This window comes from Dorea ammoniilytica, assembly GCF_025567415.1.
Taxonomy (GTDB): Bacteria; Bacillota; Clostridia; order Lachnospirales; family Lachnospiraceae; genus Claveliimonas; species Claveliimonas ammoniilytica.
On record NZ_JAOQJV010000018.1, the window covers coordinates 24826 to 40882 of the forward strand.

Annotated in this window: 14 protein-coding genes; 13 read left to right on the top strand and 1 reads right to left on the bottom strand. The window is 45.3% G+C overall.

Annotated features, from left to right (window positions below):
- The first annotated feature begins 51 nt into the window (after nt 1-51).
- From OCV65_RS11305 to OCV65_RS11320, 4 genes are read left to right on the top strand one after another with little or no spacing between them, the layout of a single operon-like run.
- Nucleotides 52-993 (top strand): DMT family transporter, encoded by a 942-nt coding sequence (locus tag OCV65_RS11305; RefSeq protein WP_262582152.1) that lies wholly within the window; start codon nt 52-54, stop codon nt 991-993.
- Complete coding sequence (locus OCV65_RS11310) at nt 994-2313, top strand: putative ABC transporter permease (RefSeq protein WP_262582153.1); 1320 nt, start codon at nt 994-996, stop codon at nt 2311-2313.
- 21 nt (nt 2314-2334) lie between these two features.
- Nucleotides 2335-3324: a nucleotidyltransferase family protein gene (locus OCV65_RS11315; RefSeq protein WP_262582154.1), complete on the top strand. Its 990-nt coding sequence runs from the start codon at nt 2335-2337 to the stop codon at nt 3322-3324.
- A gap of 32 nt (nt 3325-3356) precedes the next feature.
- Nucleotides 3357-3974, top strand: a complete 618-nt coding sequence (locus OCV65_RS11320) for a flavodoxin family protein (protein WP_262582155.1) — start codon at nt 3357-3359, stop codon at nt 3972-3974.
- Between the two features lie 64 nt (nt 3975-4038).
- Here OCV65_RS11320 and trpS read toward each other — a convergent pair whose 3' ends face one another.
- On the bottom strand, nt 4039-5100 hold the full coding sequence (gene trpS, locus OCV65_RS11325) for a tryptophan--tRNA ligase (RefSeq protein WP_118452681.1): 1062 nt from the start codon (nt 5098-5100) through the stop codon (nt 4039-4041).
- A 155-nt stretch (nt 5101-5255) separates the two neighbouring features.
- Here trpS and OCV65_RS11330 point away from each other — a divergent pair, with 155 nt between their 5' ends.
- The 9 genes from OCV65_RS11330 (at nt 5256) to OCV65_RS11370 (ending at nt 15888) form a co-directional block, all read left to right on the top strand.
- Nucleotides 5256-6653: an alanine/glycine:cation symporter family protein gene (locus OCV65_RS11330; RefSeq protein ID WP_262582156.1), complete on the top strand. Its 1398-nt coding sequence runs from the start codon at nt 5256-5258 to the stop codon at nt 6651-6653.
- Nucleotides 6650-7612 carry a LysR family transcriptional regulator gene (locus OCV65_RS11335; RefSeq protein ID WP_118382289.1) on the top strand — a complete coding sequence of 321 codons (963 nt, stop codon included), beginning with the start codon at nt 6650-6652 and terminating at the stop codon, nt 7610-7612. The genes OCV65_RS11330 and OCV65_RS11335 overlap by 4 nt, the downstream gene beginning before the upstream one ends.
- A 96-nt stretch (nt 7613-7708) precedes the next feature.
- Nucleotides 7709-8566, top strand: coding sequence for a YitT family protein (locus tag OCV65_RS11340; protein WP_118452683.1), 858 nt, complete (start codon nt 7709-7711; stop codon nt 8564-8566).
- Between the two features lie 60 nt (nt 8567-8626).
- Nucleotides 8627-9310 carry a fructose-6-phosphate aldolase gene (locus OCV65_RS11345; protein ID WP_262582158.1) on the top strand — a complete coding sequence of 228 codons (684 nt, stop codon included), beginning with the start codon at nt 8627-8629 and terminating at the stop codon, nt 9308-9310.
- A gap of 160 nt (nt 9311-9470) precedes the next feature.
- Entirely contained in the window at nt 9471-9773 is a 303-nt protein-coding gene (locus OCV65_RS11350; protein ID WP_262582159.1) for a metal-sensing transcriptional repressor, read from the top strand.
- 28 nt (nt 9774-9801) lie between these two features.
- Complete coding sequence (locus OCV65_RS11355) at nt 9802-12366, top strand: heavy metal translocating P-type ATPase (protein ID WP_262582160.1); 2565 nt, start codon at nt 9802-9804, stop codon at nt 12364-12366.
- 33 nt (nt 12367-12399) lie between these two features.
- Nucleotides 12400-12648 (top strand): heavy-metal-associated domain-containing protein, encoded by a 249-nt coding sequence (locus OCV65_RS11360; protein ID WP_118382293.1) that lies wholly within the window; start codon nt 12400-12402, stop codon nt 12646-12648.
- Nucleotides 12649-12857: 209 nt separating this feature from the next.
- On the top strand, nt 12858-15014 hold the full coding sequence (locus tag OCV65_RS11365; RefSeq protein ID WP_262582161.1) for a PTS sugar transporter subunit IIABC: 2157 nt from the start codon (nt 12858-12860) through the stop codon (nt 15012-15014).
- Nucleotides 15015-15048: 34 nt separating this feature from the next.
- Nucleotides 15049-15888, top strand: a complete 840-nt coding sequence (locus OCV65_RS11370) for a PRD domain-containing protein (RefSeq protein WP_262582162.1) — start codon at nt 15049-15051, stop codon at nt 15886-15888.
- Nucleotides 15889-16057: the final 169 nt, after the last annotated feature.

Below are 16057 nucleotides of genomic sequence, written 5' to 3' on the forward strand. Positions count from 1 at the left end.
TTGCTACAATAAAAGCAGTGTGTAATTACAAAAGAGAGTGAGAGGGTTAAAGTGGAAAATACGAACATAGAAATGTCAGAGAAAATGAGGCGGCGTGAGACCATGCGGGGAACAGTGCTTACATTGATGGGCGGCGTGTTCTGGGGACTTGCAGGCGTCTTTGGCAAGTATTCATTTGAACATAAAGGGATGACGGCGCAGTGGCTGGTCAATGTCCGCCTGATCATTGCCGGACTGATACTGTTAGCAACTGTTTATATGAAGCAGAAAAAAGATACGTTCCGGGTGTGGAAGAATGTCCGCCATGCGATCCGTATGATTCTGTATGGCGCGATCGGTATTGCTGCTTGCCAGATGACTTATTATATGGCAGTGGACGATTCCAATGCGGGCATTGCAACAGTGCTTCAATATACGGCACCGGTTATGATCATGGTATATCTGTCCATCCGTAATCGAAAGCTTCCGGAGGTGTCAGAGCGTGTGGCTCTGATTCTTGCTTTTGGTGGAATTATCCTGCTTGCAACACATGGACATCTGACGGAACTCAGCATTTCTAAGACAACCCTGGTGCTTGGACTTATGTCGGCAGTGGCAACGGTATTCTATAACCTGCTTCCGGGTAATCTGATGGATGAGTACAGTACGTTTGCAATCGTAGGATGGGGTATGCTCGTCAGCGGCATCGGTCTGCTTCCATTTGTGAGACCGTGGAATACCACACCGCTTATTACCTGGGACTGGCAGACGTTTCTCTGTACAGGTGTGGTCATTATTGTGGGAACAGTACTTTCTTTCGGATGCTACATGGAAGGGGTGCGGCTGATCGGCGGATCCAGAGCGAGTCTGTTTGCATCTGTAGAGCCATTGACAGCAACGATCGCATCTGTATTATTTATGGGTGTGGCATTTTCGGTGATGGATCTGCTTGGATTCGTCGGTATTATTGGTGCAGTAGTGATATTATCTCTGCCGAGAAAAGGAAAAGAATAAATGTACACAGGATATGAGTTTCTCTGGCTCTTCTTCAGCGCCAGCTTCCTTGGCTGGGCACTGGAGACTGCATCGGCAGCGCTGAGTTGGAGAAAATTTACAAACAGAGGTATTGTCAATGCACCGTTTTGTATCATCTACGGTGTGGCATTGATGGTGATAACGATTTTCTGCCAGGAACTGCAGGGTTTCTGGCTGTTTGCTGAGTGTATGATTCTGGCTACCGTGATTGAATGGGTGGCAGGTCATATGATTGAGCGAATGTACCATGAGAGATGGTGGGATTATTCAAATCGTAAATGGAATCTGGACGGTTATATCTGTCTGTCTGCATCTGTATTGTGGGGAGCACTTGGCGCGGTTATGATGCGCTGGGGGAATCTGCTGCTGGAAGACATCTACCATCTGTTGCCATATACAGTCGGCAGGATAGTGCTATGGGTGCTGGTGGGTGTGCTGGCACTTGATATGGCAGCGACGCTGATTATTTTGTCAGGACGAAGCCGCAGGATGGAACAGTGGGAAGCAGTTGACTCGTGGCTTACCGGTATCAGTTCTAATCTGGAGAGGAAGATCTATGGATGGATCGACCGCCGTATCCGCAGAGCTTATCCGGAGAAAGAAGGTAAACGTGCGGAGATTCTGGCTGAAAAGGCAGAGCGAGATGAGATGTCTTCGACTGTATTTGCTTATGGCTGCGGATTTTATAAGATTGTCTGGCTGTTTCTGATCGGTGCATTTTTAGGAGACATCGTAGAGACGATATTTTGCAGGATCACCGGAGGTGTCTGGATGAGCAGGAGCAGTGTGGTCTGGGGACCGTTCAGTGTAGTCTGGGGACTTGGTATTGCGGGCGCAACGATGCTGCTTTACCGGTATCGTGACAGATCAGATCGATACATATTTATGGCAGGCACTTTTTTGGGAGGAGCGTATGAGTATCTGTGCAGTGTATTCTCAGAGATCGTATTTGGCAAGGTGTTCTGGGATTACAGCGATATTCCGTTCAATCTGGGCGGCAGGATCAATCTGCTGTATTGCTTTTTCTGGGGCATTGCGGCAGTCGTGTGGCTGAAACTTTTATATCCGGTTATTTCCGGTTGGATTGAGAAAATACCGATGAAAATCGGTAAAATTCTGACCGGGATATTGATTGTATTTATGTGTTGTAATATGATAGTTTCGATCATGGCGTTAGTACGAAGTGATCAGAGAGCACATGGTGTGAAAGCCACATACAGCTGGCAGCAGACGATGGATGAGCGATTTGATGATGCCAGACTTCAGCGCATTTACCCGAATGCACTGAAAGTAGAGTAACAGAAGACGGAAGGTGATAAGATGGTAACATTGAATGATTATCTCTATTCCGGAAGTACCATTTTCCGGATATTGAATAATTACATCAGGGATCTGAGAAAAGATGCCAAGGTTAATCATAATGAGATTGATCTGGTTCACAGTAATTTTCTGATTCATATCCAGGAAATGCTGGAGCATAATGATTTCCTGACTGCGCAGTCTCAGAAAATACGGGAATTTTATCGATATATGGCGAAGGAATATCCATTTCTTGCATTTACTTTCCGGGGGCGGATCAAATCTCTGATCCGGGCAGAAGAGAAGTTTAATGGGTATATTGTGGAATATATCTACGATTATTATGAAAAATACGGCAGTTATCCATCTGTGGCTCAGCTGAAAGACAGACTGAGTTGCTTCCGGGATTTTATTGCTTATCGTATTGTCATTTCGTTACCGAAATGTTATTCGGATTCAGAGGAAGACAGGAAAAAACGGGAATTAGAGTATCTTTATCAGATTGCCAATATTCTGCCGGAGTTTCTGGAAGAACGAGGATTTACTGCGGAGCCTGCAGAGGGAATCATGGAGAGTACTTCACCGCTTTTAAAAGAGGAGGTCCATCCTTACTATCGGGATTATATTTCTCATAATGGGGTCAATGAGTACCAATCGTTGCATATTACATTCTATGATAACAGTTCCAGAAGTTATGCGGAGGTACAGCTCCGGACGAAGGAAATGGACGATGTGGCGGAGATCGGTTCGGCGAATCACAGACTCTATGAAAAGACTCAGGAAAAAGACCGATCCAGAAGAGAGGCGATCCCGGAAGGTGAATGCAGGTATTTTGATGATGCTTACGAACGTGGCATGAAACTTCTGAATCTTCAAATGAAAGATCTCGATGTGAATATGTTTGCAGCCACGGATAACAGCCATGTAAATGACGGATGCGGACTGTATCGGGGACGCTTGATCCTGCCGTATGAGCATTTGTCCAGATTTCAGACGGATTCAGAAGAATAGAGGATAGATATTACATAAAGGAGGCAATATAGATGAAAGTATTAATGATCAACGGAAGCCCGCACAAAGAGGGTAATACAGCCACAGCGCTGCAGGAAATGAAGAAGGTATTTGAGCAGGAGGGAATCGAGGCAGAGATCGTGAATATTGGTAATGATGCCATTCGCGGATGCGTTGCCTGTGGAGCTTGTCGTAAGCTTGGTAAATGTGTATATGACGATCTGGTAAATGAGATTGCACCGAAGTTTGAGGAGGCAGACGGACTGGTTGTAGGAAGTCCGGTGTATTATGCATCTGCCAATGCATCTCTGGTTGCGGTTCTTGACCGTTTGTTCCACAGCACCGGGTTTGTCAAAACCATGAAGGTGGGGGCCGGCGTAGTAGTAGCAAGACGAGGTGGATTATCAGCAACATTCGATGAGCTGAATAAGTATTTTACCATCTCAGGTATGCCGGTTGCGTCCAGCCAGTACTGGAACAGTGTACATGGTGCAGCACCGGGAGAGGCAAGCAGGGATCTGGAAGGAATGCAGACCATGCGCGTACTTGCACGGAATATGACATTCTTGATGAAGAGTATCCAGCTTGGAAAAGAGAAATTCGGACTGCCGGAGACAGAGCCGAAGACACCGACCAATTTTATACGGTAAGAGATTACGAAAGCCATCGGCAGATTCTATTGAATGCCGATGGCTTTTATAAGTACTTTTGAATTTATTTCAGTAAGTTACTGTCCTCAAAGTAGTCGATCTTCATAGCGTGACGTACATCATGAAGTGTAGAAGCTGCAGTTTCGCGGGCTTTTTCACTGCCGACTCTCAGAAGATCATATACATCTTCAATGCGTGACTCCCACATCTTACGGCGCTCACGGATCGGAGCAAGCTCAGCCTGAAGAACGTTATTCAGGAACTTCTTGACTTTAACATCACCAAGTCCACCTCTGGAGTAGTGAGCCTTAAGCTCGTCCAGATTCTGATACTCTGGCAGAAACTCTGCAAAATGCTCTGGGCGGCTGAATGCATCCAGATAGATAAATACCGGATTGCCTTCTACCTGTCCCGGATCTTCGACACGAAGGTGGTTCGGATCTGTGAACATGGACATGACCTTCTTACGGATGTCATCCGCTTCGTCAGACAGATAGATGCAGTTGCCGAGAGATTTGCTCATCTTGGCTTTGCCATCGATACCTGGCAGACGGAGACATGCCTGATTGTCCGGAAGTACGATCTTAGGATCTGTCAGAGTCTCGCCGTATACGCTGTTGAATTTGTGAACGATTTCCTTACACTGCTCGATCATTGGCATCTGGTCTTCACCAACCGGAACAGCAGTTGCACGGAATGCAGTAATATCGGCTGCCTGACTGATCGGATAGCAGAAGAAACCAACCGGAATGCTGGCTTCAAAGTTACGCTGCTGGATCTCAGCCTTTACCGTAGGGTTACGCTGTACACGGGATACAGTCACCAGGTTCATATAATAAAAACTAAGCTCTGTAAGCTCCGGAACCATGGACTGGATGAAAATAGTAGCCTTCTCAGGATCAATACCGCATGCCAGATAATCCAGTGCAACCTGAAGAATATTCTGGCGAACTTTCTCCGGATGCTCAGCGTTGTCTGTCAGAGCCTGTGCGTCGGCGATCATGATGTAAATCTCATCGAACTTTCCTGAATTCTGAAGCTTGACACGTTCTTTCAGTGAACCTACATAGTGTCCTACATGGAGACGCCCGGTCGGACGGTCTCCCGTTAAGATAACCTGTTTCATAATTATTAAATTCCTTTCAGAAAAAAAGTACAATTAAAATGCCTAAATCTTATTATATCTGTGCTGTACTGGGGTTGTCAATAATTGGTGTTGATATTATCGCTTTAATAGTGTAAAGTATTGATATATCTATGTGAAAGAGAGAGGTTTGTATAATGAAAATAGTGTATTGGATATATAATTTCCTATGGGGAGACTTGTTAAAGATTCCGCTTCCCGGAGGAAATTCAGTGGCGCTGTCTCTGCTGGTACTGATTCTTGTTCCAGCTGGAATCTTCTTTATGATAAGGACAAGGTTTCTGCCGATCCGTCTTTTTCCGGATATGATTAAGATTACCGTATCCACGGAGAAGAAATCGGATGGACTCTCCGGACTGCAGGCATTGATCGTATCAACGGCCACCAGAGTCGGCATGGGAAATCTGGTAGGTGTTGTAGCGGCTGTGTCAGCAGGAGGTGCCGGTGCCGTATTCTGGATGTGGGTAACCGCAATTGTGGGTTCGGCTACTGCATTTATTGAGGCAACGTTGGCACAGATATACAAAGAAAAAGATCCGCTTTATGGCGGTTATAGGGGAGGCCCGGCATATTTTCTGCATTCTCTTGCAGAACGTGTACGGGGAAAGAAGCTGAAACGATCTGTACTGGCCGTACTGTTTGCCATTTCCGGATTGATCTGCTGGTGTGGAATCAGTCAGGTGATCGGTAATTCGGTATCCACTTCATTGAAAAATGCATTTCATATTCCGACACTTTGGACAGCCGTTGCATTGACTATAGTGTCAGCGGTGATCGTACTTCGGAAGAATGCGACGGTAAAAGTACTGGATGTGGTAGTTCCGATTATGGCTGGATGCTATTTCTTTGTAACGGTATTTATCATTTTGAAAAATGTGGGACAGCTTCCGGCAATCTTTGAACGGATCTTTGCAGAGGCATTTGGCATTCGTCAGGTAGCAGCGGGCGGCTTTGGTGCTGTGATCATGAATGGAGTTAAACGTGGACTGTTTTCAAATGAAGCAGGATCCGGTTCGGCACCGTGCGCGGCAGCAGCGGCAGATATCGATCATCCGACAAAGGAAGGATTGTTACAGGCATTGGGCGTGTTTATTGATACACTGGTGATCTGCAGCTGCTCAGCCATGCTGATGCTTCTGGCACCGGAAGAGACCGTAAGCGGACTGGCAGGTATGGATCTGCTGCAGTCTGCTATGGAATATCATATGGGACAGGCCGGTGTTGTATTTATTGCCGTGATGCTGTTGCTGTTCAGCTTTTCAACGTTTATTGGAATTCTGTTTTATGCGCGCAGCAATGTGGCGTATCTGTTTGGCGATAATTGGCTGTCTCAGACATTGTATAAGATTTTGGCACTGGTGATGCTATTCGTCGGATGCCAGGCAGCATATACCTTTGTATGGGATCTTGGCGATGTGGGAATCGGTCTTATGACAATATTTAATATGATAGCGTTATTCCCATTATCGAAGGAAGCGATCGCATCGTTGAAAGACTATGAGACGAAGAAGAAAAAAGGAGAACTATCCTTATGATCAATCATTTGAATCTGGTGTATTTTATTACAGCGGCAAGAGAATTGAATTTTACCAGGGCGGCAGAGAAGTTATTTATCAGCCAGCAGGCATTGAGTAATCATATTGCTTCGCTGGAGAAGGATGTAGGGATCTCTCTGATTGACCGGAAGACTCCGATGAAGCTTACAGCAGCGGGAGAGATCTTCTATAAATATGCGGTTCAGATGGAGGACAGCTATCAGGCAATGTTGCAGGAGATCAGCGAAGTTAAGGAAGAAAAGCGTGGCGAGCTGACCATCGGTATTTCGCACACCAGAGGCCGGCTGATCCTGCCGAAAGTATTACCGGAGTTCATGGAGCAGTATCCGTTAATTGAGGTGCATATTCTGGAGGGCAATACCAGGGAACTGTGGGAGGCACTGCGGGATGAGACGATTGATATGGCGGTAGGACCATGCACAGAAGATGCTAAAGATATGGTATTCACGGAACTGGCGGAAGAGGATGTGGTGCTTGCTATCTCCGAGGATCTGTTCAAGAAGCTGCCAAAGGAGAAAGCAGATTACATTCGGAATACATTGATCCAGACAGGTAAGATCAGCTGCCTGAAAGATATGTCCTTTTTGTTAAATAAAGAAGGCAATATTTCCAGAGATGTTGCAGATGAGATCTTCAAAGAGGAAAATATGAAGCCGCATACAGTGGTAGAGACGGAGAATATTGAGACGGTAGGTGAAATGTGTGCGGCGGGCATCGGTGTTGCATTTTATCCGACGTCACTTCTTCATACGCTGCTTATGGATAACAGTCTCGGAGAACTGCAGCTTTTTAGGCTGAAATATCCATGGACACATATGGAAGTATCCGTGGTATACCGCAAGGGAAAATACGTGACGAAGGCAATGCATGAACTGATTCAAATTATGAAAAAAGAGGTCAGAAAGCAATATGATCCATCTACAATAAAAATGTTGTAGCGTGGACTAGGATAAAACTGTTTCACAATAGAAAGAATGTGTATTACTCTAGTATATAGGAAGAGAAAGTATGGATTCCAGAGAGGTGGAACGGTTATGAGTAATAAAGCAATCAAACTTTTTAAAGATTATATAGTAATAACACTGGCAGTGATCATTATGGATTTGGGGATTTATGCATTTAAATTCCCAAATCATTTCTCGTTTGGAGGAGTTTCCGGTCTTGCGGTAGTGTTAAATGAGATTCTTGGAATCTCAGCAGCTCAGATTAACCTGGTGATTAATCTGGCACTGCTGGTAATTGGTTTTGCGGTGCTCGGCAAAAGCTTTGGACTGAAGACGGCTTATGCTACTGTATTGTCCTCCGTAGTGCTGAGCCTGATGGAGAAGATGATGCCGATCAGCGCACCGCTTACCAATCAGCCGATGCTGGAGCTTGCCTATGCGATTGCTCTTCCGGCAGTTGCAGCGGCAATGCTGTTTTACGTAGATGCATCCGGTGGTGGTACGGATATTGTTGCGATGATACTGAAGAAATATACGACAATTGATATCGGAACAGCACTGCTGATCTCTGATGTTGCAATCGTAGCACTTTCATTTATCGCATTTGATGTACGTACAGGTTTATTCTCTGTATGTGGATTGCTGGCGAAATCAATCTTCGTAGATCGTACGATGGATCAGATGCGTCTGTGCAAGTATTTTACGATCATCAGTTCCGATCCGGAACCAATCTGCGATTTTATTCAGAATGTATTAAACAGAAGTACCACTCTTTATAATGCAGAGGGCGGCTATTCTCATGAAAATAAAAAGGTTATCTTATGTGCGCTGGATCGCCGTCAGGCAGTGATCCTGCAGAGATTTATCCGCCAGACAGATGATTCTGCATTCATCATGATCACTAAGAGCAGTGAAACTTTTGGAAAAGGGTTTCGACTGACTGCGTAATTGTGCTATACTGACTGTGCAGCATGTTGATACTGAAAAGGTAGAGTGAGGAAGAGTGAAATGAAATTACTGATTGATGATGCAAATATTGATGAGATTCGCAGATTGTATGATCTGTACCCGATTGATGGAGTGACAACGAACCCATCGATTTTGGCGAAATCAGGCAGACAGCCATATGACGTATTAAAAGAGATTCGTGAGTTCATCGGCGAGGAAGCAGATCTTCACGTGCAGGTGATTGCGAAAGATGCAGAAGGCATGATCGAAGATGCACATCGTATTGTAAAGGAATTGGGACAAAATACATATGTGAAGATTCCTTGTATTCCGGAAGGCTTCAAAGCGATGAAGGCACTTAAGAAAGAGGGCATCCGTACTACAGGAACTGCGATTTATACAGCGATGCAGGCATATCTTGCAGCAAAAAGCGGAGCATCTTATGCGGCACCTTATGTGAATCGTATCGATAATATGGGATATAACGGTGTTGGCGTGGCAAAGGAGATTCAGGATATTTTTGAGATCCATGGACTGGACTGTGGCATTCTGGCAGCAAGCTTTAAGAATTCACAGCAGGTGTTGGAACTGTGTGAATATGGTATAGAAGCAGCAACCGTTGCACCGTCTGTGATCGATGGATTTGTTAATAACGTAGCAATCACAGCAGCGGTTGATGCATTTGTAAAAGACTTTGAAGGTCTGACCGGTGAGGGCAAGACCATGAAAGACTGCGATCAGTAAAGAGAATAAATCGTCAATAAATGTATTGACAGATACCCCCTGTAGGTATATCATGTGCATATACCCACAGGGGGTATATTTGATTGGAGAAAATGTAATGCTTTCATGAAATGATGTTGGACAACTTATAATCAGCTGATAAACGAGGGAGAATACTGATATGGAAGAAAAGAAATGTTGTTGTGCCAAGACCACCAGCAGATCAGAGGAACAGAAGAAAAAGCTTCTGAACAGATTAAAGAGGATCGAAGGACAGGTACGAGGACTTCAGACAATGATAGAGAATGATGCATATTGCAATGACATCCTGATCCAGTCATCGGCGGTGAGCGCTGCGATGAACGGATTCAACAGGGAACTTCTGGCTGCACATATTCACAGTTGTGTGGTACGGGATATCCGGGATGGCAAGGATGAAGTAGTGGATGAACTGATCGCCACGATTCAAAAACTGATGAAATAGGTAGCACAAAGAAGACAGGAGGATAGAAATGGAACAGTATACAGTGACGGGTATGAGCTGTGCGGCGTGCAGTACGCGTGTGGAAAAGGCTGTTTCGAAGGTGCCGGGAGTTACATCCTGCTCCGTGAGTCTGTTGACTAATTCCATGGGAGTAGAAGGCACGGCATCTGCGGACAGTATTGTTGCTGCGGTCATGGAAGCCGGTTATGGAGCTTCTCTGAAAGGTGCAGGAACTGAGAATAGAAGTGCTTCTGCGGACGAAGATGCATTAAAAGACAGAGAGACACCGGTGCTGAAACGACGTCTGATTACATCGATCGGATTCCTCGCAGTGCTGATGTATTTCTCTATGGGACATATGATGTGGGGCTGGCCGCTGCCGTCCTGGTTTGAAGGGAATCATGTTGCGATGGGGCTTGTGCAGATGATTCTTGCAGGAATCATTATGGTTATTAACCAGAAGTTTTTTGTTAATGGATTTAAAAGCCTGTGGCGCAGATCGCCGAACATGGACACACTGGTAGCACTCGGATCAATGGCGTCTTATGTGTGGAGCGTGTTTGCGTTATTCCTGATGACGGATGCAGAAGTGCATGGAGACATGGCGGGCGTGATGAAGTATATGGATGAGTTCTATTTTGAATCAGCAGCTATGATCCTGACACTGATCACAGTGGGTAAGATGCTGGAAGCAAGATCTAAGGGCAAGACGACAGATGCGTTGAAGAGTCTGATGAAGCTGGCACCAAAGACAGCAGTACTGGTGCAAAATGGTGAGGAAGTAACCGTACCGGTCGAACAGGTGAAAAAAGGAGATATTTTCGTGGTTCGTCCGGGTGAAAATATACCCGTAGATGGTATTGTGCTAGAAGGTGCAAGTGCAGTTAATGAGGCAGCGTTGACCGGAGAAAGTATTCCGGTGGATAAGACAGAAGGTGATCTGGTATCAGCAGCAACGATGAACCAGTCTGGTTATATCCGCTGTGAGGCATCCCGTGTCGGTGAGGATACCACATTGTCACAGATCATCCGTATGGTCAGTGATGCGGCTGCGACCAAGGCACCGATTGCCAAGATCGCGGATAAAGTATCGGGTGTGTTTGTGCCGGTAGTTATTACCATTGCATGTATTACAACAGTCGTGTGGCTATTACTTGGAAGAGAATTTGCATATGCGCTGGCCAGAGGTATTTCTGTACTGGTAATCAGCTGTCCATGTGCGCTTGGACTGGCTACACCGGTGGCCATCATGGTTGGCAATGGACTGGGAGCAAAGAACGGTATTCTCTTTAAGACAGCGGTATCGTTGGAAGAGACAGGTAAGATGCAGATTGTTGCACTGGATAAGACAGGAACGATTACGGAAGGTGAGCCGGTAGTGACGGATCTGATACCGGTGGAGGGTATCTCCGAGACCGAACTACTGACAGTAGCGTATGCACTGGAACAGAAGAGTGAGCATCCACTGGCAAAAGCAGTGATCAAGCGTGGTCAGGAGCGGTCAGTAGATAAATTGGAGGTGCAGGACTTTACCGCACTTCCGGGAAATGGTCTGTCAGCTGTACTTGACGGTCAGAGGATCGTCGGCGGAAGCATGACTTTTATCAAAGAGAAGAGCGGCCTTTCAGAGGCAATGCAGGAGATCTGCAATCGTCTGGCGCAGGAAGGTGAGACACCGTTATTATTTACATTAGATGATAAACTGATCGGTGTGATTGCTGTAGCGGATACCATTAAGAAAGACAGCCGTGAAGCAATCCGTCAGCTGAAGAACATGGGAATCCATGTAGTCATGCTGACCGGAGACAATGAGCGTACTGCCCGTGCCATTGGTGCGGAGGCAGGTGTGGATGAAGTAATCGCAGGGGTTCTTCCGGATGGTAAGGAAAGCGTGATCCGTAAGCTGAAGGAGCAGGGGAAGACCGCTATGGTTGGAGACGGTATCAATGATGCGCCGGCACTTACCAGAGCAGATATGGGTATCGCAATCGGTGCCGGAGCGGATGTAGCAATCGATGCTGCAGACGTCGTATTGATGAAGAGCTCGCTGCGTGATGTGGCGGCAGCAATCCGCCTGAGCCGTGCAACGCTCCGCAATATTCACGAGAACCTGTTCTGGGCATTTATTTATAATATTATCGGCATACCGTTGGCAGCGGGGACATGGGTACACTTTGGACTGACGTTGAATCCGATGTTTGGAGCGGCGGCAATGAGTCTGTCAAGCTTCTGCGTCGTATCCAATGCACTGCGGCTGAACTTCTGCAGGCTGCATGATGCGTCAAGGGATAAAAAGATCAAGTCTGCAATAATAAAAGATACAATAATGAATACAGATTCTCAAGAAGAATCAGAAATGGAATCAGGAAAGGAAGGAACTACTATGACAAAGACAATGAAAATCGAAGGTATGATGTGTGGACACTGTGAGGCAAGAGTGAAGAAGGTATTGGAAGCACTGGCAGAAGTAGACAGCGCAGAAGTCAGCCACGAAGCAGGCACAGCAGTGGTAACACTGAACAGTGGTGTGCAGGATGAAGTATTGAAGAAAACAGTAGAAGATCAGGATTACAAAGTAACCTCGATCCAGTAGTATCTGGATGCTATCGGTAAGGAGGAATACATCATGGTAAAAACAACATTACAGATCAACGGTATGGCATGCGGTATGTGCGAATCTCACGTAAATGAAGCAATCCGCAATGCATTTAAAGTGAAAAAAGTGAATTCTTCTCATTCAAAGAATGAGACCGTGATCATCAGCGAAGAGGAACTTCCGGAAGATCAGATTCGCAAAGTTATCGAGCCAACCGGATATGAACTGGTATCCGTGTCAAGTGAAGCGTATGTAAAAAAAGGTCTGTTTCACAGATAAAAGTGTTGACAAGTCAGACTATGTATGGTAATTTAACAAATAGATAGTATGTAACTTGTGAAAACGAGGCATTAACTATACATAAATTTTAACGGAATTTGTGTAGGGTTAGTGCCTTTTTTTGTACCAAAAAGTGACTATCCGCAGGGCGCAGAAAGTCAGGCAGCCTTCACAGATTTCAGTCATCTGAAAGTGAGGAGAAGAAAGAAATGAAAGACAAAATTTTTGGCGTGTTGCAACGAGTAGGGCGCAGTTTTATGCTCCCGATTGCTATCCTTCCGGTGGCAGGACTTCTGTTAGGATTCGGCGGTTCCTTTACGAATGAAACCATGCTGAAGACCTATCATCTGATTGGATTGATGGGACCTGGAACAGTCTTCCATGCGATTTTTGAGGTAATGTCAGAAGCAGGTAATATTGTATTCGCAAATTTACCGATCATATTTGCAATGGGTGTGGCAATTGGTATGGCGAAGAAGGAGAAAGAAGTAGCGGCATTGGCAGCAGCAATCTCATTCTTCATTATGCATGCGTCTATCAGTGCAATGATCAACCTGAATGGTGGTGCCGATAAGATGCTCAGCGGTGCAACGACTGATGTGTGCGGTATAACATCCCTGCAGATGGGCGTATTCGGTGGTATTCTGGTAGGACTTGGAGTAGCAGCTCTCCATAACAAATATTACAAGATCCAGCTTCCACAGGTACTGTCATTCTTTGGTGGTACAAGATTCGTGCCGATTATCTCCGCATTGGTGTATACAGGTGTCGGTATTGTGATGTTCTTTGTATGGCCGGTAATTCAGAGCGGTATCTATGCAGTTGGTAATCTGGTACTTAATTCCGGTTATGCGGGAACCTGGGTATATGGATTCATGGAGCGTCTGCTGATTCCGTTTGGACTTCATCACGTATTCTACCTCCCATTCTGGCAGACAGGACTTGGCGGAACTATGGAAGTCGGCGGTAAGGTTATTGAAGGAGCACAGAACATTTTCTTTGCTCAGTTAGCAGATCCATCTACAACAAAATTTGCAGTATCAGCGACAAGATTCATGTCCGGTAAATTCCCGCTGATGATTTTTGGTCTTCCGGGAGCAGCACTTGCTATGTATAAAGCAGCAAAACCGGAAAATAAAAAGGTAGTTGGTGGTCTGTTATTATCTGCAGCGCTTACATCTATGCTGACAGGTATCACAGAACCTTTGGAATTTACATTCCTCTTTGTGGCACCGGCTTTGTATGGTGTACACTGTGTACTGGCCGGAGCTGCTTATATGCTGATGCATATCTTTAAAGTTGGTGTAGGTATGACATTCTCCGGCGGACTGATCGATATGTTCCTGTTTGGTATTTTGCAGGGTAATGCGAAGACCAACTGGATCTGGATCGTAATTGTAGGTGTAGTTTATTTTGTAGTATATTATTTCCTGTTTGGATTCATGATCCGCAAGATGGATCTGAAGACACCGGGAAGAAATGATGATGAAGAAGTGAAACTGTATCGCAGAAGTGATGTGGAAGCCCGCAAGAATGGTGGAGCAGGTGCTTCTGAAAATGGCGAAAAAGATGACACTATCTCACGTATGATCTGTAAAGGACTTGGCGGTAAGAAGAATATCTCTGATGTAGATTGCTGTATCACGAGACTTCGCTGCACAGTTTATGATCCGTCTCTGGTAAATGAAGAGACACTGAAAGCCAGCGGTGCATCCGGCGTGGTACGTAAGGGTGAAGGCGTTCAGGTTATTTACGGACCGAAAGTTACACTGATTAAGTCTGATCTGGAAGATTATCTGGAGAGATGTGGTGATAATGATGACGAGGACGATGTGGCAACTCATGAAGTAACTCCGGAAGAGACAAAGGCTGTAGAAGAGAAGACAAATGAGAAGAAGCTTGTAAAGAGTATTACAATAGGAAGCCCGATCAAAGGTGTGGCAGCAGATCTGTCAGAAGTGCCGGATGAAGCATTTGCAGAACGCATGATGGGAGACGGCGCAGCAGTTCTTCCGACAGACCCGGTTGTGTGTGCCCCGGAAGACGGAGAAGTACTTTTTATATTTGACACAAAGCACGCAGTAGGATATGCTATGGATAACGGCATTAGCGTATTGATTCACGTGGGTATTGATACGGTAAAACTAGAAGGAAAAGGATTTGAGATATTAACAGAGCAGGGTGCGAAGCTGAAAAAAGGAGACCCGATCATGCGCCTGGATCTGGATTATCTGAAGGAACATGCACCGTCAGTGATGTCACCGATATTGTGTACGGAATTGACGGACAATCAGAAGATTTCTCTGTTGAAAGAAGGAGAGATTGAAAAGGGAGAACCGCTGTTTGCAGTAAATATTTACGAGTAGACAGGAAGCTCCGGAGAGAATGAGGGCAGAGCGGATGTACAGAATCAGCAAGGTATTGAATCACAATACCATCATCGGAATCCAGGAAGAAGATCACCAGGAATATCTGATCATGGGGAAAGGAATCGGATTTGGGAAGAAGGTTACGGAACGTGTAGAGCTTCCAGATGAAGTATCGATGTATTCGCTGAAGGAGACGACCAGGCGTGGCAGTGCCAGTAAGCTTGCCAGAAGTATTCCACCGGAATATCTGGAAGTGGCAGACCTGGTGTTGCAGGAAGCTGAGAGAGTCTTTGGGAAGATTGATCAAAGCGTATTATTTCCTATGGCAGATCATATTGAATATGCGGTAAAACGTATCCAGTCCGGTGAGGCGATCAGTAATCCGCTGACAGAGGATATCCGCCTGCTGTTTTATTCGGAATATAAAGTGGCACTGACTGTAGTGCCGATTTTAAAGAAAAAAATGGGTATTGATATGGATGAGCATGAAGTGGGATATATTGCGCTTCATGTCCATACGGCGATCGAAAAAGAAGAATTATCCCAGGCAATGCAGATTGCGCAGGCGGTCAGAGACTGTGTGTTTTATGTGGAAAATGTGTTGGATAAGAAGCTGAATGTCATGTCCCTGTCGTACAATCGTCTGATGAATCATGTCCGTTATATGGTAGCGAGACAGATGAGCGGCGAAGTACTGAAGCTGGATATGAATGATTATATGGGACAGAAGTTTCCGGAAGAGTTTCAGATGGCAGCACAGATCTGTGAGAAGCTTGGAAAAGATATGCGTTGTCAGTTCTCAAAAGTAGAGATCGGATATCTGGCAATGCATCTGCAGCGAATACTTACGGATGAAGAATTAAATGAATGAGAAGAAAAGGTTGTGCGTGAACAATAGCGTATGACCTTTTCTTTTATCTATGAAAAGTTAAGAAAGTATCAGACTGGTTAATTAAAAGACTAAATTTACTTTTCTACTTTCGTATGCTATTATGATAACAAAAAAATGAATGTATAGTTTATATGAGAGTGGAAGAGGT